This window comes from Streptomyces sp. NPDC041135 (genome assembly GCF_055592085.1).
This window is the reverse complement of record NZ_JBVIYZ010000001.1, coordinates 1-18479: the sequence shown is the minus strand read 5'-3', so window position 1 is coordinate 18479 and position 18479 is coordinate 1. Positions and strand designations below refer to the sequence as shown.

Genomic DNA, 18479 nt, shown 5'->3' with positions numbered 1-18479 from the left:
TCACGTTCTGCCATCACCTCCCCGCCGTCTGCCCTCGGGGGCGGGCCTCGCGGCGCCGTGGGGCAGGCGGGGGCGGGGCGGGCGGAGTTGTGCGGCATTTGCCCGGTTCTGCTGGAGAGACGGCCACTTTCGGGCGGCATCACCGGTGGGAGCGCATTGCCACCCTTCGGGGTAACTGCCGGATTCCTTCCGTTACCTGTTCGGGGGCTGTCCGTCCAGCGGGCGGCCCGGCACGCCCGGCCGGCGCTGCCAGGGCCGGGGCCCGGAGGGCGGGCGGTAGGCGACCCCGAGGGCGTCGAGGCGCCGGTAGTGCGCGGCCATCCGGCGCTGGAAGTCCGCGAAGTCCCGTTCCGCCGGGGCGGGCAGGGGGCTCCAGGCCACCTCGGCGAAGGCGGCGAGCCGCGGGAAGGCCTGGTAGTCGACGCGGGCCGCGTCCTCCATGACCTCGGTCCAGAGGTTGGCCTGGGTGCCCAGCACATGGCGGGCCGCCTCACCGGTGAGCTGCGGCGGGACGGGCTCGAAGCGGTAGACGTCCTCCAGGGTGCGGACGTAGCCGATGGGCACGGGCTCGTCCGCTCCCGCGGCCTGCCGGTGGTCCAGGTAGACCTGCTGCTCGGGGCACATGACCACGTCGTGTCCGGCCCGCGCGGCCGCGACGCCGCCCGCGTAGCCGCGCCAGGACGACACCGCCGCACCCTCGGCCAGGCCGCCCTCCAGGATCTCGTCCCAGCCGATGAGCCGGCGCCCGCGCGCGGTGAGCCAGCTGTCGAAGTGCCCGATGAACCAGGCCTGGAGGGCGTCCTCGCCGGACAGCCCGAGGTCCGCGATGCGAGCCTGCGCCGCGGGCGAGCGGCGCCACTCGTCCTTGGGGCACTCGTCGCCCCCGACGTGCACGAAGCGCGACGGGAACAGCTCCAAAACCTCCTCGAAGACCCCTTCGTAGAACCGCAGGGTGTGGTCGGTGGGGGCCAGCACGTGCGGCGAGATGCCCCAGTTGTCCCAGACGGCGAGCGAAGCGGTGTCGACGACATCGGTGTTGCCGAGTTCCGGGTACGCGGCGATGGCCGCCTGCGAGTGCCCCGGCACGTCGATCTCGGGGACGACGGTGATGTGCCGCTCGGCTGCGTAGGCGACGATCTCCCGGATGTCGTCCTGGGTGTAGTGGCCGCCGTGCGGCTTGTCCTCCCACAGCGGCGAGGCCCGGTGCCCGAACTTCGTGCGCGCCCGCCAGGAACCGGCCTCGGTCAGCGCCGGGTACCGCCGGATCTCCAGCCGCCAGCCCTGGTCGTCCGTCAGGTGCAGGTGGAGCACGTTGAGTTTGTGGGCGGCCATCAGGTCGAGGTAGCGCAGGACGCCGTCCTTGGGCATGAAGTGCCGGGCGACGTCGAGCAGGAGACCGCGCCAGCCGAAGCGGGGCGCGTCCTCGACGCTTGCGCCGGGCACGAGCCAGCGCCGGCCGGGACGCACCGGGGCGCGCCGGAAGGCGTCGGGGCCGAGCAGCTGACGGAGCGTCTGCGCACCCCAGAACACGCCGGCCGGTCCGCCGCCCTCGACGGTGACGCCGTCCGCGCCGGCGCTCAGCCGGTAGCCCTCCGGCCCGAGCCGGCTCTCCCCGGGCCGCACACGCAGCCGTACGGCGTCACCGGCGTCCCCCGTGCCGGGCGGCAGGGCCAGGCCCGTGGCGGCCCCGAGCACACCGCGCAGCCAGCGGGCGGTGGTCCCGGTGCCGGGTCCGGCGTCGATCACCGTGTCCGCGCCGAGGACGAAGCCGTCCGCGGAGCCCCGCGCGGCGGCGGGCGCGGGAATCACATCCACCAGGTCAGTCACGTCAGTCCTCGCAGACGGTCCGGAACGGCACGGGGGAACCGGCGCGACGGCGCCCCGGCGGTCGGCGGACCGCGAACTGGCCGGAAATCGCCGCCCGGAAACGACCCGCGGGGCCGCGGCCGGACTCCCGCGACGAGGCTACGGACCGCGAGGACCGGCCCACAAGAGGTCTGGACCAATTGCCCGGCACGGCGTTGACCGGCACGGCGTGACCGGGACGGGGAACCGGCGCGGCGCGACCGGACACCGGCCGGGACGCGCGGGAGCCCCGGGGACACCAAACCCCCGGGACACGCCGCGGCGCGTCCCGGGGGCCGTCACCTCTGTTCTGTCGGGCCGGCGCGGGGACCCGTCAGCCGTCCTTGCCGCCGCCCTTGCCCTCGTCGCCGCCGCCCGCGGCCATGGACTCGTAGATCTCCTTGCACATGGGACAGACGGGGTACTTCTTCGGGTCGCGGCCCGGCACCCACACCTTGCCGCACAGCGCCACGACGGGCGTGCCGTCGAGGGCGCTCGCCATGATCTTGTCCTTCTGGACGTAGTGGGCGAAGCGCTCGTGGTCGCCGTCGCCGTGGGACACCTGCGGCGTCGGCTCTACGAGGGTCCCCGTACCAGTCCCGCGCTCGGGCTCAAGAGTGCTCATACCAGCCAGGGTACTGAAGCTCACACGCATCAGTTGAGCGAAGGGTCGTCCGGGTACGTGGCCACCATCGCCAGCTCGCTGCGCTGGCGCCGCAGCACCTCGCGCCAGAGCCGCTCCGGCGCGGGCGAGGAGACGTCGCCGGGCTCGGACTCCACGACGTACCAGGCGCCCTCCACCAGCTCGTCCTCCAGCTGCCCCGGCCCCCATCCCGCGTAACCGGCGAAGATTCTCAGGGACCCCAGGGCGGAGGCGAGCAGCTCGGGCGGGGCCTCCAGGTCGACCAGGCCGATCGCGCCGTGCACCCGGCGCCAGCCCAGCGGGGCCCCGTCGCCCTCCGCGCCGCCCGGGATGACCGCCACGCCCAGCGCCGAGTCCAGGGCGACCGGGCCGCCCTGGAAGACGACACCCGGCTCGCCGGCCAGCTCGGCCCAGCCCTCCAGGATGTCGCCCACGCCGACCGGCGTGGGCCGGTTCAGGACGACACCGAGGGAGCCCTCCTCGTCGTGGTCGAGGAGGAGCACCACCGCGCGGTCGAAGTTCGGGTCCGCCAGGGCGGGTGTGGCCACGAGCAGCCGCCCCGTGAGCGAGGACACCTCGGTCATGCCAGACATGATCCCGCATCTCGCCCCGCTGTGGGGAGCCGATCGGGCCGCCGGGTGAACCAGCCGCCCCGGCGGTGACCGCTCGTGCCCGGCGGCGAACCGTTCGTGTTGTGACACAGCCATGACGCGGCTGGACGGTACTTGGGCTTACAGGACGGGGGTAGGAGGCGATTACCCTGTCTTCCCGGCCCTGCCCCACTTCCACGGAACGCGAGATCCATGACCGTCAACGGCTCTGACGACGTACTGCTTGTCCACGGCGGCACCCCGCTCGAGGGCGAGATCCGTGTCCGCGGTGCGAAGAACCTCGTGCCCAAGGCCATGGTCGCCGCGCTGCTCGGCAGCGCGCCGAGCCGGCTGCGCAACGTGCCGGACATCCGCGACGTGCGCGTCGTACGCGGACTGCTCCAGCTGCACGGGGTGACGGTCCGTCCGGGTGAGGAACCGGGCGAGCTGGTGCTCGACCCGTCCCACGTGGAGAGCGCGAACGTCGCTGACATCGATGCCCACGCGGGCTCGTCGCGCATCCCGATCCTGTTCTGCGGCCCGCTGCTGCACCGCCTCGGCCACGCCTTCATCCCGGGCCTGGGCGGCTGCGACATCGGCGGCCGGCCCATCGACTTCCACTTCGAGGTGCTGCGGCAGTTCGGCGCGGTCATCGAGAAGCGCGCGGACGGCCAGTACCTGGAGGCGCCGCAGCGGCTGCGCGGGACGAAGATCCGGCTGCCGTACCCGTCGGTGGGCGCGACCGAGCAGGTGCTGCTGACGGCGGTGCTGGCCGAGGGCGTGACGGAGCTGTCCAACGCGGCCGTCGAGCCGGAGATCGAGGACCTCATCTGCGTACTGCAGAAGATGGGCGCGATCATCGCGATGGACACCGACCGAACCATCCGCGTCACCGGCGTCGACTCGCTCGGCGGCTACAACCACGCCGCCCTCCCGGACCGCCTGGAGGCCGCCTCCTGGGCGTCCGCCGCGCTGGCGACCGAGGGCGACATCTACGTCCGCGGCGCCCAGCAGCGCTCGATGATGACGTTCCTCAACACCTACCGCAAGGTGGGCGGCGCCTTCCAGATCGACGACCAGGGCATCCGCTTCTGGCACCCCGGCGGCCAGCTGAAGTCGATCGCGCTGGAGACGGACGTGCACCCCGGCTTCCAGACGGACTGGCAGCAGCCGCTCGTGGTGGCCCTCACCCAGGCCACCGGCCTGTCGATCATCCACGAGACGGTGTACGAGTCCCGGCTGGGCTTCACCTCGGCGCTGAACCAGATGGGCGCCCACATCCAGCTGTACCGCGAGTGCCTGGGCGGCTCGAACTGCCGCTTCGGCCAGCGCAACTTCCTGCACTCGGCCGTCGTCTCCGGCCCCACCCGGCTGCAGGGCGCCGACCTGGTCATCCCCGACCTGCGCGGCGGCTTCTCGTACCTGATCGCGGCCCTGGCCGCCCAGGGCACCTCCCGGGTGCACGGCATCGAGCTGATCAACCGCGGCTACGAGAACTTCATGGAGAAGCTCGTGGAGCTGGGCGCGAAGGTCGAGCTGCCCGGCAAGGCCCTCGGCTGACCCGCCCGCCGCAGGGGCCTGTCCGGACGTTCAGGCCCCGGGCGGCCGTACGCGCGTCGTACGGCCGCCAGGCGGCGGTGGTACGACGATGGGGCGGCTCCCTCGGAGGGGGCCGCCCCATTGGCGTTCACACTGCCTCGTACGCCGTCCCGCGGCGCACGGGAGCCAGGGTCACTTGCCCTTGGCGGCTTCCTTGAGCTTGCTGCCCGCGGAGACCTTCACGCTGTAGCCGGCCGGGATCTGGATCGGGTCGCCGGTCTGCGGGTTGCGCGCGGTGCGAGCGGCACGGTGGGTGCGCTCGAAGGTCAGGAAGCCGGGGATGGTGACCTTCTCGTCGCCCTTGGCGACGATCTCGCCGACGGTCTCGGCGAACGCCGCCAGCACCGCGTCGGCGTCCTTGCGGGTCACCTCGGCGCGGTCGGCCAGCGCGGCCACCAGCTCACTGCGGTTCATGTTGTTACTCCCGTGTTCTTTTTGCCATTGAGGCGTGCCACGCGGCGAAGCCGCATGTTGGGCACAGCGAAGCCGATGCTGCCAGGGTCCTCGGACAGTCCCCGGACCCGGGTCCTTCGTTCCAGACCCTCGCGCCCAGAGACGCATCCTGCCCCTACCTGCGGCGGGAATGCCAATCCGGCACCCGCAGGAGTCGTGAGAACACCCTTGGGAGTCACACGAAAAGAGGGCTGGTCCGGCCGACACCCTAGAGTGCCGTCCGGACCACCGGGTTCCCCGACGCGCCGGGCGCAAGGGCTGTCGTGGCGATCCTCACAACCCCGCTCCGGCCGCCCGGTACGGGCCGGTACGGGCGCTGCCGCCCCGGGTCAGACGCCGGCGCCGGCGCCGGCCGCCCTGGCCGCGTCCCGGACCGCTCCGGCGACCGCGCCCGCGACCTTGTCGTTGAAGACGCTGGGGACGATGTAGTTGGCGTTCAGCTCGTCCTCGGTCACCACGCAGGCCAGCGCCTTCGCGGCCGCGAGCATCATCTCCGTGTTGACCGTGCGGGACTGCGCGTCGAGCAGGCCGCGGAAGACGCCCGGGAAGACCAGCACGTTGTTGATCTGGTTGGGGAAGTCGGAGCGGCCGGTGGCCACGACGGCCGCCGTCTGCCGGGCGATCGCGGGGTCGACCTCGGGGTCGGGGTTCGCGAGCGCGAACACGATCGCGTCGTCGGCCATGGCGGCCACGTCGTCGCCGTCGAGGACGTTCGGGGCGGAGACGCCGATGAAGACGTCGGCGCCGCGCACGGCCTCCTTCAGCGTGCCGGTGAGGCCCTCGGGGTTGGTGTTGTCGGCGATCCAGCGCAGCGCCGAACCGGCCGGGGCGTCCACCAGGTCCTCGCGGCCCGCGTGCACCACGCCGTGGATGTCGGCGACGACGGAGTTCTTCACGCCCGCCGCGAGCAGCAGCTTGAGGATGGCCGTACCGGCCGCGCCGGCGCCGGACATCACCACCCGGATCTCCTCGATCGCCTTGCCGGTGACGCGCAGCGCGTTGGTCAGCGCGGCGAGGACGACGATCGCGGTGCCGTGCTGGTCGTCGTGGAAGACGGGGATGTCGAGGGCCTCGCGCAGCCGGGCCTCGATCTCGAAGCAGCGCGGCGCGGAGATGTCCTCCAGGTTGATGCCGGCGAACCCGGGGGCGATGGCCTTGACGATCTCGACGATGGCGTCGGTGTCCTGGGTGTCCAGGCACAGCGGCCAGGCGTCGATGCCGGCGAAGCGCTTGAAGAGAGCGGCCTTGCCCTCCATGACCGGCAGGGCGGCCTTGGGGCCGATGTTGCCCAGGCCCAGCACGGCCGAGCCGTCCGTCACGACCGCGACGGAGTTGCGCTTGATGGTGAGGCGGCGGGCGTCCTCGGGGTTCTCGGCGATGGCCATGCAGACGCGCGCCACACCCGGCGTATAGATCATCGAGAGGTCGTCACGGTTGCGAATGGGGTGCTTGGACTGCATCTCGATCTTGCCGCCGAGGTGCATCAGGAACGTACGGTCGGAGACCTTGCCGAGCGTGACGCCCTCGATGCCGCGCAGCTTGCCCACGATCTCGTCGGCGTGCGCGGTGGAGGTGGCCGCGATCGTGACGTCGATGCGGAGCTTCTCGTGGCCGGACGCGGTGACGTCGAGGCCGGTGACCGAGCCTCCGGAGGACTCCACGGCGTTGGTGAGCTGCGAGACGGCCGTTCCGCTCGCGGGCACCTCCAGCCGGATGGTCATCGAGTAGGAGACGCTGGGCGCCGTTGCCATGGCGGACTTCCTCTGCTTTCACCGTGTCGCGGGTTGTGCCGTCCGATCGTCGCACCTACCGCCGAGTACGTGGTAGTCGCCCCCGGTTGCGGACGTTGTGTTCACGGGCGGTACCTGGACACACCACCGATCACACGCCGTCGCGCCACCCTGGGCGGCGCTTTCGGAAAACGACTTCCACCATACGAGAAACGATCAGACAAAGAAAGAGGCCCACGTCACAAGGTGACGTGGGCCTCTCACTCGTTCATGACACCGGCCCGCCATGCTCGCCTCGCGGCAAGTGGTCGCTCGTAGCGACGAAGGTTGGGCCCGGGGGCTTGGATCGAGCCGGTGTCACACCCAGGCTAACAAACGGACAGCCGAACGCCATTCCCGTCGGCGGAGTTCGTGCCGACTTCCCGGAAAGTTCAGTCGCGCAGCAGATCCGGCACCCCGTTCGCGTCCGGTTCGTCCCGGTCGCCGGAGACCACCGTCAGCTGCTGGGTGGCCCGGGTCAGCGCCACGTACAGCACCCGCAGCCCGGCCGGCGACTCGTCCGCGATCTCCGCGGGCGAGACGACGACCGTCGCGTCGTACTCCAGGCCCTTGGCCTCCAGGCTGCCCAGCGCCACCACCCGGTCGCCGAGCCCGGCCAGCCAGCGCCGGGCCTCCGCGCGCCGGTTCATGGCGACGACCACGCCGACCGTGCCGTCGACCAGGTCCAGCAGCCGCTCGGCCTCGGCGCGCACCGTGCGCTCGGGCGACTCGCGCACCACGGCGAAGCGCGGGCGGACCCCGGTGGAGCGGACGGCGGACGGCGACTCGGAGCCGGGCATGGCGAGGGCCAGCACCTTCGCGGCCAGCTCGGCGATCTCCGAGGGGTTGCGGTAGTTCACGGTGAGCCGGAAGCGGCGGCGCGGGCGGCTGCCCAGCGCCTCGTCCCGGGCCTGGGCCGCCTCCTCGGGGTCCGACCAGGAGGACTGGGCCGGGTCGCCGACCACCGTCCAGGTGGCGTGCCGGCCGCGGCGGCCGACCATGCGCCACTGCATCGGCGTCAGGTCCTGGGCCTCGTCCACGATGACGTGCGCGTACTCGGTGCGCTCCTGGGCCAGGCGCTCGGCCCGCTCCCGCTGGGTCTCCTCGCGGACCGGCATCAGCTCCTCCAGGCCGGTGAGCTGGTCCAGCGGGTCGAGGTCCCGGCGCTTGCGGGGGCGGGCCGGGGCGCCCAGGATCGCCGTCAGCTCGTCCAGCATGGCGATGTCGTGGACCGAGTAGCCGTCCCGCTTCAGCGACCGGGCGACCTTGCGGACCTCGCCGGGGTTGAGGACGCGCCGGGCCCAGCGGCCCAGGCGCCGCTCGTCCGCCATGGCGGCGAGGACGGCCTTCGGGGTCAGCTCGGGCCACCAGGCGTCGAGGAAGGACAGGAAGGAGTCCTCGGCGCTGACGTCCTCGTCGAAGGAGGAGCGCAGCTCGGCCGCCAGTTCGGGGTCGGTGTGCCGGCCGGCCGCGCCGGAGCGCGCCCACAGGGCGTCCAGCAGCAGCTTGCGGGCGCGGGGGCGCAGCAGGTTGACCGGCGCGGTGCCGCTCAGGGCGGTGCGGCGGATGCCGTCCAGCTCGTCGGCCTCCAGCTCCAGCCGGCGCCCGAAGGCGACGACCCGCAGCCGGGCCGGCACACCGGTGTCCGTGAGGGAGCCGGTGCCGCCGTCCGCCGTGCCGCTGCCGGCGAGCGCGTCGTCCAGGGTGGCGGGGCCCGGCCGTCCGGCCGGGGCGCCGCCGCCCGCGCCCAGCTCCAGCACACCCCGGGCCGCCTTCCGCAACACCTTGAGCATGCGGTACGACCCCTTGGCGCGGGCCACGGCCGGGGAGTCGTACAGGGTGGCCTCGGCGCCGACGGCGTCCACGGCGAGCGAGCCGATCGCGCGGATGGCGACCTGCCCCTCCTCGCCCAGCGAGGGCAGCACGCCCTCGGTGTACGCCACCAGCAGCGGGGTCGGGGAGACGATCAGGATGCCGCCCGCGTACCGGCGCCGGTCCTGGTACAGCAGGTAGGCGGCGCGGTGCAGGGCCACGGCCGTCTTGCCGGTGCCCGGGCCGCCCTCGACGTACGTGACCGAGGCGGCGGGGGCGCGGATGACCATGTCCTGCTCGGCCTGGATGGAGGCGACGATGTCCCGCATGGTGTGCGTGCGGGCCTGGCCGAGCGCGGCCATCAGGGCGCCGTCGCCGATCACCGGCAGTTCACCGCCGCCCAGGTACGCCCGCAGCTCGGGGCGCATCAGGTCGTCCTCGACGCCGAGCACCCGGCGCCCCTTGGAGCGGATGACCCGGCGCCGTACGACCCGCCCGGGGTCGACCGGCGTGGAGCGGTAGAAGGGGGCCGCGGCCGGTGCCCGCCAGTCGATGACCAGCGGGGCGTAGTCCTGGTCCAGCACGCCGATGCGGCCGATGTGCAGGGTCTCGGCGATGTCGGCGGTGCCATCGGGCCGGATCGCGCCGTCCGCGGGCTCGACGGCGGTGTAGGCGCCGTCCGGCCCCTTCTTCCCGTCCTTGCCGGGCAGCAGGTCGATGCGTCCGAAGAGGAAGTCCTCGAACTCGTTGTTGAGCCGGTTGAGGTGGACCCCCGCCCGGAAGACCTGTGCGTCGCGCTCGGCGAGCGCGCCGGGAGTGCCGACCTGGCCGCGCTGGGCCGCGTCGTTCATCAGGAACTCTGCTTCGTGGATCTTCTCCTCGAGCCGCCGGTACACCCGGTCCAGATGTGCCTGTTCCACGCTGATCTCTCGGTCACGCACGGAGTCGTGTGCCTCGCGTACCGATCCGACCGCGGATTGTTGAGCCTGAGCGGCCACCGGGCCCCCTTCTGACGTGCTGGAGCAGCCGTCAACCGTACGCGAAGGAAACCCCGCCGGGCTACGGGCCCGCCGTCGGGAACGAAGCGAGGAGGGTCCGCCACCGCGGCCCCTCCTCCGTCCGTCCGCCGTCCACCGCCTCTACGTGCTCACGTCGACCAGTTTCTTGCCGTCGAAGGTCATGACCTCGAAGTGGTCGATCTGGTTGGGCGCGAAGGCCGCGCCGCCGTGCACGTAGAGGGGGTTCTTCGCCTCTTCGCTCTTGGCGTTGGGCAGGCCGTAGCCCCAGTTCGGGACCGCCCAGGAGGTCACCGTCTCGCGTTCGCCGTTCTTGCCGACGGCGATGAGCGAGCACTTCTCCGGGCCGCTGACGTTCCTCAGCTGGAGCACCGCGTGGGTGCCCCAGTTCTTCTTCTCCATGGCGACGGTGGCGCTGACGTGGGTCGTCGGGTCGGTCGCGCTCTTCTTGTCGGTCATGGTGCGGAACGCGGTCTGGGCCGGGCCCATGGCCTCGGTGGAGCTGCCGCCGTCCGAGCCGCCGTTCGCCGCCACCACGGCCAGCGGCCCGGCGACGATCAGCGCGGCCGCGGCCGCGAGCATGTAGAAGCTGCGGCGGCGCTTGACCGCGCGGCGCTCGGCGACCTCGTCCACCAGCTTCTCGGCCAGGCGCGGGGCGGGCTTCGCGGACAGCGACTCGCCGATCGCGGGCGTCCCGGCCCCCGGCAGGTCCGCCAGCGCGGCCAGCATCGGCTCCATCCCGGCCAGTTCGTCGAGCTGCTGGGCGCACCACTCGCAGGTGGCGAGGTGGGCCTCGAAAGCGGTTGCCTCGGCGTCGTCGAGAATCCCGAGCGCGTACGCGCCGACGGTCTCGTGCTCGTTGGGCGCCGGCGGTCCCTGACTGGGGCTCATGGGTCCAGACATACCCGGACCACCCGCGCTGAAGCCGCTGTGTCCCCCGTATCCGCTCATCACGCCGTCACCCCCCGCTCCTCCAGTGCCAGCTTCATCGACCGCAGCGCGTAGAACACCCGGGAGCGGACGGTGCCGCTGGGTATCCCGAGCGTCTCGGCCGCCTCGTTGACCGTACGCCCCTTGAAGTACGTCTCGACGAGGACCTCCCGGTGGGCAGGGGTCAGGTCGTCGAGCGCGTCGGACAGCGTCATCAGCCACAGCGCCTTGTCGATCTCGTCCTCCGCGGGGATGACCTCCAGCGGCGACGGATCGACCTCCTGCGGCCGGGCCTGCCGGCTGCGGTGGCCGTCGATGACGATGCGGCGCGCGACCGTCACCAGCCAGGGGCGTACCGATCCGGTCGCCCGGTTGAGCTGACCGGCGTTCTTCCAGGCCCGGATGAGCGTTTCCTGCACGACGTCCTCGGCACGCTGCCGATCGCCGGCGACCAGGCGCAGGACGTACGCGAGCAAGGGTCCGGCGTGCTCCCGGTACAGGGCGCGCATCAGCTCCTCGTCAGGTTCCGAGGGCTGTGAGGACATGCGATGTCGGGCCCTCGATCCACGTTCATTGGCCACGGCCGCATCCTTGCGCACGCCCACCTCCGGTGTCCGGGGGTTCCCCCAGTCGGTCGCTCGCCCACCGGTACGGACGCGGTGCGGGAGGTGTTCAACGTGAGGTGACAGTTTTCTCCGAGGTGACGTGACGAGCGGGACATGCGTGCACATTCCCCCCGCCTGTTCTTTACATTTCCGACACGCCCGTGCGGGGGCCGGGGCTGCCCGGGCGGCGGCGGAGGCAAACGCGGTGTAGTGGACATCACGTCGGCGGTGAGACGTGGGTCACCCCGTACGGCGCCTGCGCGCGCTCGGCTGCGGGTGAGTGCGCGGGTACGGGTGTGTGCGCGGCCTGGCGTACGCGCTCAGCTCCGGGTGAGTGCCGCCCGCCGCCGGTGCCGGGCCACCCGTTCGCGGTTGCCGCAGACCTCGCTGGAGCACCACCGGCGCCTGCGCCCGCGTGAGGTGTCCAGGTACACGAGCGGGCAGGTGTCCCCCTCGCACTCCCGCACCGCCGCCCGCGCGGCCGGGTCGGTCAGCAGCTCCACGGCGTCCCGGGCGACCGCGCCCAGCAGCTCGGCGCACTCGGGCGGCCCGGCCAGCTCCCGCACCAGGGCGCCGTCCGCACCGGGCACCGCGCGCGGCGGCGGGGGCGCGACGCGGGCGGCCTCGTTGAGCCGGGCGAGCGCGAGACCGTACGGCAGCGCGTCGGGCCGGGCGCCGGTGCGCACCAGGCATCCGATCAGCGTGCGCAGTTCACGGAAGGCCGCGAGCCAGGAGACGTCGGCGTGCGCGAGGGGGGTGCGGGGCGGGACGAGCCCGGAGCCGGTGATCCAGGCGCACAGCGGCCCGAGGGCGTCGAGCCGTTCGCCGGGATGCGTGGTCGCGAGGAGGTCCAGGCAGATCCGCCCGGCGTCGAACCGCAGCTCGTAGGGGGCCGTGGCCGTACCCAGTGCCATGTGCCTGTCACCACCTGGGCCTAGGACGGGGGAACCGGGGGGAGAAACCGTTCCTCCCTCACAGTGCCCGTCCGCGGGGGCCGCCGGAACCCCCGGGAGGTGAGCGCGCCGGAACCTCCGGCAGGTGGCGCGCCCTACAGGTCCCCGTCCACCGGGCTCCCGTGCCCCGGATCCCCGTACGTGCCGTCGCCGTACTTGCTGTCCCCGTACTTAGGGTCGGCGGCCGGGTCGAGGGCCAGCCGGTACCCGCGCTTGACCACGGTCTGGATCAGCTTGGGCGCCCCGAGCGCCGTACGCAGCCGGGCCATCGCCGTCTCCACCGCGTGCTCGTCCCGCCCGGTACCGGGCAGCGCCCGCAGCAGGTCGGCCCGGGCCACCACCCACCCCGGCCGCCGCGCCAGCGTCCGCAGCAGGGACATCCCGGCGGGCGGTACGGGCTTCAGCTCCCCGTCGACCAGCACCGCGTGCCCCCGGATCTCCACCCGGTGACCGGCCACCGGCAGGGCGCGGGCCCGGGCCGGCAGTTCCCTGCACAGCAGCTGGACGAGGGGCCCGAGCCGGAACCGCTCCGGCTGGACGGTGTCCAGGCCCAGCGCCTGCAACGGCAGCGCGGTGACCGGCCCGACGCAGGCCGGCAGCACGTCGTGGCCGAGCGCGGCGACCAGCTCGTCGAGCAGGCCCCGCTCCTCGGCCCGGGACAGCAGGGAGGCGGCGGCCGGTGCGCTGGTGAACGTCAGCGCGTCCAGTCCCCGGGTGACGGCGGCGTCCAGCAGCCGGTCCAGCGGGGAGATGTCCTCGGGCGGCATCCACCGGTACACCGGCACCGGCACCACCTCCGCTCCCCCGGCCCGCAGCGCCTCGACGAACCCCGGCAGCGGCTCGCCGTGCAGCTGTACGGCGACCCGGCGGCCGTCGACGCCCTCCTCCAGCAGCCGGTCCAGGACCTCCGCCATGGACTCGCTCGACGGCGACCACTGCTCGGTCAGCCCCGCGGCCCGGATGGCCCCCTTGACCTTGGGCCCGCGGGCGAGCAGGTGCACGCCGCGCAGCCGCCCGAGCAGCTGCTCCCCGAGTCCCCACCCGTCGGCGGCCTCCACCCAGCCGCGGAACCCGATCGCGGTGGTGGCGACCACGACGTCGGGCGCCTGGTCGATGATCTCCTTGGTGGCGCCGAGCAGCTCACCGTCGTCGGCGAGCGGCACGATGCGCAGTGCGGGGGCGTGCAGCACGGCCGCACCGCGCCGCTGGAGCAAGGCGTTCAGCTCATCGGCCCGGCGCGCGGCGGTCACACCCACGGTGAACCCGGCGAGCGGCCCGTGGCCCGAGGGCGCGTCGGACCGTACGGCGGGCTGCTGTTCGGCTGGCTGCTGTTCGTCGTACATGGCTCTCCTGCCTGACCTGCATGCCGACCGAGCCTGTCAACGGCGCGTGACAGGCTCGGTTCCGCTCGATGTCGCCGGTGTTACGTCATACCTCGGCGTAGCTGAGCTGCGGCTCCGACGCGGCGGCGGCCTCGGCCCGCGCCTGGGCCGCCGGACGGCGAAGGTATACGGCCCAGGTGACGACGTAGCAGGCGCCGTAGAAGGCGAGGAAGGCGACGAAGGCACCGGTGCCGGAGCCGTAGGAGAGGAAGGACTGCCGGAACGCCAGGTTGATGGCGACGCCGCCGAGCGCGCCGACGGCCCCGATGAGACCCATGGACGCCCCGGACAGGCGCCGCCCGTACGCGGCCGCCTCCTCGCCCGTCAGGCCCCTGGCGTACGCCTTGGCCTGAAAGATGCCGGGGATCATCTTGAACGTCGAGCCGTTGCCGAGTCCGCTGAGCACGAACAGGACGACGAAGACCGAGACGAACAGCGGCAGGGACGTGCGCATGCTGGCGAAGACCAGGAGGGCGGTGGCCGCGGCCATGCCGACGTAGTTGTAGAGGGTGATGCGGGCGCCGCCGTACCGGTCGGCGAGCCGGCCACCGACGGGCCGGATGAGGGAGCCGAGCAGCGGGCCGATGAAGGTGAGGTAGGCGGCCTGGAGCGGGGTCCGGCCGAACTGGTTGGTCAGCACCTGCCCGAAGGCGAAGCTGTAGCCGATGAAGGAGCCGAAGGTGCCGACGTAGAGGAAGGACATGATCCAGGTGTGGGCGTCCCGGGCGGCGTCCTTGGCGGCGCCGGTGTCGTTCTTCACGGAGGCGAGGTTGTCCATGAACAGCGCGCCCAGCACGGCGGCCACGACGATCAGGGGGATGTAGATCCCGAGCAGGACGCGCGGTCCGCCGCCGGCGCCGATGATGGCGAGCGCGACCAGCTGGATGACCGGGACGCCGATGTTGCCGCCGCCGGCGTTGAGGCCCAGCGCCCAGCCCTTCCTGCGCAGCGGGAAGAAGGCGTTGATGTTGGTCATGCTGGAGGCGAAGTTGCCGCCGCCGATACCGGCCAGCAGCCCGACCAGCAGGAACGTGGTGAACGACGTCCCGGGCTCCATCACCGTGAACGCGGCGACGGTCGGGATGAGCAGCAGGCTCGCGGAGATGATCGTCCAGTTCCGCCCGCCGAAGACGGCCACGGCGAACGTGTACGGCACCCGGACCACGGCCCCGACCAGGGTGACCACGGACGTGAGCAGGAACTTGTCGGCCGGGGTGAGCCCGTACTCCGGTCCCATGAACAGCACGAGCACGGACCACATGGTCCACACCGAGAAGCCGATGTGCTCGGACAGCACCGAGAAGAACAGGTTCCGGCGGGCGATCCTCTCCCCCTTGCCCGCCCAGAACGCCTCGTCCTCGGGGTCCCACTCCTCGATCCAACGGCCTCCCCTGCCGCGCGGGGCGGGGTCTGTACCAGCGGCTGTCATGACGCCTCCACGGTGCTCCGGGCTCGGTCCTGTCACGAGTGACTGACCCGAAGGTAGAAAGGACGCGTTTCGTCGCTGTGCCTGCGAGTGACTGCGAGGGAACGTTGCTCTCACCCTGGGGGGTGGGGGGGTGAGAGGTCCGGGTGACCGGGCGGGGACATGGGGGACGGGGCGACCGGTCGGCGATCAGCCGGCCAGGCGCTGCCGGCCCGGCGGGCACGCTGGAGGGACTCCGTGGAGACGGACCGCCCACCACTCGCGCCGGCCTGTCCGGCAGGCTGGTGGATCACGAACAGCCGCTTGGGCCCCGGCACAGCGACGACTGCGGCGAAGCGCGGATCTCCGGCGAACAGAACGTCCGCGATCTGCCTGGTCCTCTCGGATTCGCAGCCTCTGCCGAGGCGACGCCGCCACCACACTGATCGGACATGGCCACGAAGAATCACCGGGACGACGTGCTCAGGTCCGTCCGGATCGGGGAGGGCCATCCAGACATCCCCGGCCCGGGCACCGGGAAGCCGTCCGAAACCGCTGTCCGGAGTCCTGTGGCTCTGCCAGGGGTAGGCCCGGAGAATGCGCCGGACTCGAAGGGCCGAGACGATGTACTGGCGCTGAAGGCAGACGCGATAGAGGGCGTACAGGACCAAGGGCACCATGAACCAGATCGACCACTGGCCGATCAGCAGCATCAGGACGAACAGGCCCACGCATACCGCGGGCCAAGCCACCTGGCCGAGTACGGCACAGGTGATCAACTTCAACCAAGCGCGCCGGGTGGCTGGATCGTCCCAGGCGGACACCTCGACGGAAGGCTGTGCACGCTCCATGTCAGGCGTCGCCTCCGTGGGGCTGCAGGGGGTCGTCGAACGTGACCATGCGGGCCACCTCCCGAAGTAGAGCGCGGTAGAGGTCGGCGCGGTGTGCGGCCGGGGTGGAGAGAGTCAGCGCTGCCAGCCGTGTCGCATCGGGAGAGGGCACATACGCCGTGACCTGAAGCAGGTCCTCGGACAAGCCAAGAGGTACCTCGAGGCGCATCAAGGTCTCCACGATCGACGCCGGACCGCAGGGCAGAGCGAGAACCTCGACATGCCGGGCGTCGTGTGCGCCCGCGGCGATCCGGGACGCCGTGACGCCGCGTGGTGCCCAGGCGATCTGCCTCCAGCTCAGGGTGAACAGCGACAGCAGCAGCCGACCGTTGCCCTCGTCGTCGCGATGCAGTCCCATCGAGCAGTGGACGACGCCGCTGGACGCCAAAGCTCGGACGGTGCGCTGAACAGGCTTGAGAAACGAGACCAGGTGCTGAGGATCCACAGGGCGACCGATCAGACCGTCCAACGCGGCCCATGGGTCCTCCGTACGCCTCACATGGTGCGGTTCCGCCTCCACCTCCGCTTCCTCGGACCGCAGAACGTCCTCAAGAGGTAACGGCACGAAGCCTGCGGGCAGAACGAACCAGACGCCGGCGTCTGGCATCCGTGCGGACGGGTCGAAGACGACCGTGCCCGTGGTCATGAGGCCGCGGCCATTCCCGTGACGAGGTACTGAAGTACACCGGCCGCGGACGACCCATCGACGGTCGCGGTCCTGACACCGTCCAGCGTGGACGTAAGCACCTTGGCCGCCTCGCTGTCGCTGCCCAGGGAGTCGACAGCGCTGCCGGCCACACCGTAGACAGCCGTACCGGCTCCGAGCCACGTCGCCGTCTGCTCCACCACGGGCAACACGCTCCCCGTCCGTGCGCCGAAGACGTTCACCTTCTCCAGCAGACTGGGAGCACGAGAGAGGGACACCGCCTCATCACGCAACGACGACCCGATCACGGCCGCCTTGTGGCCGAGGGTCAGCGCCCCGTCCGCCGAACGAGCGGCCGCACTCAACGCCTCCGGGGTGACCATCAGTCCCTTGGTGGCCGCGCCGAGTCCCGGCACGACTCCGAGTGCGTCCCCGGCCACCGAGATGCCGTTGCTCCAGAAGTCCGCGTCGAACTCGTGTTTCGTGAGCCCGCCCAACAGGGACGCCCACACCTCGTCGTCCTGCAACCGCAGCGTGAGCGCCGTCCCGCTCAACGCGGTCGCGGCCAGCAGAAGGAGCGGCACGGCGAACGGACCTGTCGCGAAGAGCGCGATCACGCCCAGTACCGCGGCCAGGCTACTGAGGATGTCCGGCAGATTGTCGGTGATCCAGTCCAGGGCACTGTCGAAGAACCCGGGCTCGTGCGGCGCCAGCCTCTTCGTCGCGTCGCGGATCTTTCCCGCGCGGTGGCGTGCCTTCTCCTCGTGCTCCTCGGCCAGCCTCCTCGCCTTGCCGAGGACCGCGTCGAGGTCGGCCTGGGCGTTCCGCACCGCGCCGTTCGCATGGGTCAAGGCCTTCTGGGCGTCGTCGTGCCGAGCCCCGCTCGTCTCGTCCAGGTACGGGTCGCGCCCGGCCCTGTCCGCATGCCCCCGGGCGGCGGACAAGGCCTCCTTGGCGTCCTTCGCCTCGGCGTCCAGCCGCGCGGCCCGCCGTTGGAAGTCCTCGAGTTCACCCTCCCACCGGTCGAGCTGCCGGACCGCCTTCCGGATGGAGTGCGCGGCGTTCTTGAGGTCGAGGGGCAGCGGGCCGCCCTGCAATGCCTCGCGAAAGGCGACGGCGGCGTCACCCCTCCAGTAGCTGCCCTCCATCAGCTTGGTGACCAGCCCGTGCGTCTCCTCCAAGACCTTGGCGCAGGTGGCCAGCTTCTTGTGCAGCTCACGCACCGTCTCGGTGTCCCCCGGAACCGGATTGAACCCGAGCTGCGGGTACGAGTCGGGAAGATCGACACCGTAGGGACGGGACTTCAACCCCTGCGGAAGGGGACCGTTGCGGCGGGCGCCGGAGTCAAGACGGGCGTCGTCCTCGAGGCCGGGCGTGTACGTCACGTGCCACCCCGCCCCGCGCCGCCCGTGCCCCTCCGCAGCGCCTCCTCCAACGCCTTGTCGACCTCTCGGTAACTGTCCTTGCTCTGCCCGACGATCTTCGCGAGGTTCTCGGTCTGCTCACCGATCTGCTCGGTGCCGTACGCCCAGTCCTGCTGGAACTCCTCGCAGGCCGCGTCCAGATCATCGGTGCCGAGGCCGGCGACGGTGGCGGCGCCGAGTGCCTTGCGCAGTCCCCTCAGCGAGTCGCGCGACTTGTGCAGCGACGTCATGAAGTGCTTCAGCTCGTCGTCGTCCACGGCCAGCCGCTCTGCCACGCGCTCCGCTCCCCTCGACTCCGCACCCATCCGGGAAGGGGGCCGACGGGCCACCCGGCCCTTCAACGAGCGACCGGATGGAGAGTTGCTTCGGCTGGTCAGCGGTTCACGGACTGGATCTCCTGTACGACCACGTCCTGGTCGGCGCCGAACGTCCCCTGCGGCAGGTCACCGCCATCACCGTCGCTGCCCGTCCAGTGGATGTCCCACGTGATCGTCGCCTTCAGCCGGTACGAACCCGT

General features: G+C 72.0%; 15 protein-coding genes. 1 reads left to right on the top strand and 14 read right to left on the bottom strand.

What is annotated here, in order from left to right; genetic code table 11:
* Positions 1-192: 192 nt before the first annotated feature.
* From ACZ6CZ_RS00075 to ACZ6CZ_RS00065, 3 genes are all read right to left on the bottom strand, one after another.
* Positions 193-1827, bottom strand: a complete 1635-nt coding sequence (locus tag ACZ6CZ_RS00075) for a beta-N-acetylhexosaminidase (RefSeq protein ID WP_469012148.1) — start codon at positions 1825-1827, stop codon at positions 193-195.
* Between the two features lie 352 nt (positions 1828-2179).
* Complete coding sequence (locus tag ACZ6CZ_RS00070) at positions 2180-2470, bottom strand: DUF3039 domain-containing protein (RefSeq protein ID WP_469012144.1); 291 nt, start codon at positions 2468-2470, stop codon at positions 2180-2182.
* A gap of 29 nt (positions 2471-2499) precedes the next feature.
* Entirely contained in the window at positions 2500-3072 is a 573-nt protein-coding gene (locus ACZ6CZ_RS00065; protein ID WP_469012142.1) for a YqgE/AlgH family protein, read from the bottom strand.
* Between the two features lie 219 nt (positions 3073-3291).
* Between ACZ6CZ_RS00065 and murA the strand changes: the two genes are divergently transcribed.
* On the top strand, positions 3292-4638 hold the full coding sequence (murA, locus tag ACZ6CZ_RS00060; protein ID WP_469012139.1) for a UDP-N-acetylglucosamine 1-carboxyvinyltransferase: 1347 nt from the start codon (positions 3292-3294) through the stop codon (positions 4636-4638).
* A gap of 171 nt (positions 4639-4809) precedes the next feature.
* Here murA and ACZ6CZ_RS00055 read toward each other — a convergent pair whose 3' ends face one another.
* From ACZ6CZ_RS00055 to ACZ6CZ_RS00005, 11 genes are all read right to left on the bottom strand, one after another.
* Positions 4810-5091: an HU family DNA-binding protein gene (locus ACZ6CZ_RS00055; RefSeq protein ID WP_007382399.1), complete on the bottom strand. Its 282-nt coding sequence runs from the start codon at positions 5089-5091 to the stop codon at positions 4810-4812.
* 368 nt (positions 5092-5459) lie between these two features.
* Positions 5460-6881: an NAD-dependent malic enzyme gene (locus tag ACZ6CZ_RS00050; protein ID WP_469012136.1), complete on the bottom strand. Its 1422-nt coding sequence runs from the start codon at positions 6879-6881 to the stop codon at positions 5460-5462.
* A gap of 410 nt (positions 6882-7291) precedes the next feature.
* Positions 7292-9709: a HelD family protein gene (locus ACZ6CZ_RS00045; protein ID WP_469012132.1), complete on the bottom strand. Its 2418-nt coding sequence runs from the start codon at positions 9707-9709 to the stop codon at positions 7292-7294.
* Positions 9710-9850: 141 nt separating this feature from the next.
* Positions 9851-10678 carry a zf-HC2 domain-containing protein gene (locus ACZ6CZ_RS00040; RefSeq protein WP_469012128.1) on the bottom strand — a complete coding sequence of 276 codons (828 nt, stop codon included), beginning with the start codon at positions 10676-10678 and terminating at the stop codon, positions 9851-9853.
* Positions 10678-11262, bottom strand: coding sequence for a sigma-70 family RNA polymerase sigma factor (locus tag ACZ6CZ_RS00035; protein ID WP_030167252.1), 585 nt, complete (start codon positions 11260-11262; stop codon positions 10678-10680). The genes ACZ6CZ_RS00040 and ACZ6CZ_RS00035 overlap by 1 nt, the downstream gene beginning before the upstream one ends.
* Positions 11263-11582: 320 nt before the next feature.
* On the bottom strand, positions 11583-12176 hold the full coding sequence (locus ACZ6CZ_RS00030) for a CGNR zinc finger domain-containing protein (RefSeq protein ID WP_469012122.1): 594 nt from the start codon (positions 12174-12176) through the stop codon (positions 11583-11585).
* 134 nt (positions 12177-12310) lie between these two features.
* Positions 12311-13558 carry a uroporphyrinogen-III synthase gene (locus ACZ6CZ_RS00025; protein ID WP_469012118.1) on the bottom strand — a complete coding sequence of 416 codons (1248 nt, stop codon included), beginning with the start codon at positions 13556-13558 and terminating at the stop codon, positions 12311-12313.
* An 85-nt stretch (positions 13559-13643) separates the two neighbouring features.
* The gene (locus ACZ6CZ_RS00020; RefSeq protein WP_469012113.1) at positions 13644-15026 is read right to left on the bottom strand and encodes a nitrate/nitrite transporter; all 1383 of its coding nucleotides are present in this window, start codon (positions 15024-15026) and stop codon (positions 13644-13646) included.
* 828 nt (positions 15027-15854) lie between these two features.
* Complete coding sequence (locus ACZ6CZ_RS00015) at positions 15855-16538, bottom strand: hypothetical protein (protein WP_469012111.1); 684 nt, start codon at positions 16536-16538, stop codon at positions 15855-15857.
* Positions 16535-17923 carry a hypothetical protein gene (locus ACZ6CZ_RS00010; RefSeq protein ID WP_469012107.1) on the bottom strand — a complete coding sequence of 463 codons (1389 nt, stop codon included), beginning with the start codon at positions 17921-17923 and terminating at the stop codon, positions 16535-16537. The genes ACZ6CZ_RS00015 and ACZ6CZ_RS00010 overlap by 4 nt, the downstream gene beginning before the upstream one ends.
* The gene (locus ACZ6CZ_RS00005) at positions 17920-18237 is read right to left on the bottom strand and encodes a hypothetical protein (RefSeq protein ID WP_469012106.1); all 318 of its coding nucleotides are present in this window, start codon (positions 18235-18237) and stop codon (positions 17920-17922) included. The genes ACZ6CZ_RS00010 and ACZ6CZ_RS00005 overlap by 4 nt, the downstream gene beginning before the upstream one ends.
* Between the last annotated feature and the right edge of the window lie 242 nt (positions 18238-18479).

Excerpts from the sequence above, each read along its gene's own strand:
- ACZ6CZ_RS00070 (WP_469012144.1), bottom strand. The coding sequence starts at position 2,470 with ATGAGCACTCTTGAGCCCGAGCGCGGGACTGGTACGGGGACCCTCGTA.
- ACZ6CZ_RS00065 (WP_469012142.1), bottom strand. The coding sequence starts at position 3,072 with ATGACCGAGGTGTCCTCGCTCACGGGGCGGCTGCTCGTGGCCACACCC.
- murA (WP_469012139.1), top strand. The coding sequence starts at position 3,292 with ATGACCGTCAACGGCTCTGACGACGTACTGCTTGTCCACGGCGGCACC.
- ACZ6CZ_RS00055 (WP_007382399.1), bottom strand. The coding sequence starts at position 5,091 with ATGAACCGCAGTGAGCTGGTGGCCGCGCTGGCCGACCGCGCCGAGGTG.
- ACZ6CZ_RS00050 (WP_469012136.1), bottom strand. The coding sequence starts at position 6,881 with ATGGCAACGGCGCCCAGCGTCTCCTACTCGATGACCATCCGGCTGGAG.
- ACZ6CZ_RS00040 (WP_469012128.1), bottom strand. The coding sequence starts at position 10,678 with ATGAGCGGATACGGGGGACACAGCGGCTTCAGCGCGGGTGGTCCGGGT.
- ACZ6CZ_RS00030 (WP_469012122.1), bottom strand. The coding sequence starts at position 12,176 with ATGGCACTGGGTACGGCCACGGCCCCCTACGAGCTGCGGTTCGACGCC.
- ACZ6CZ_RS00025 (WP_469012118.1), bottom strand. The coding sequence starts at position 13,558 with ATGTACGACGAACAGCAGCCAGCCGAACAGCAGCCCGCCGTACGGTCC.
- ACZ6CZ_RS00020 (WP_469012113.1), bottom strand. The coding sequence starts at position 15,026 with ATGACAGCCGCTGGTACAGACCCCGCCCCGCGCGGCAGGGGAGGCCGT.
- ACZ6CZ_RS00015 (WP_469012111.1), bottom strand. The coding sequence starts at position 16,538 with ATGACCACGGGCACGGTCGTCTTCGACCCGTCCGCACGGATGCCAGAC.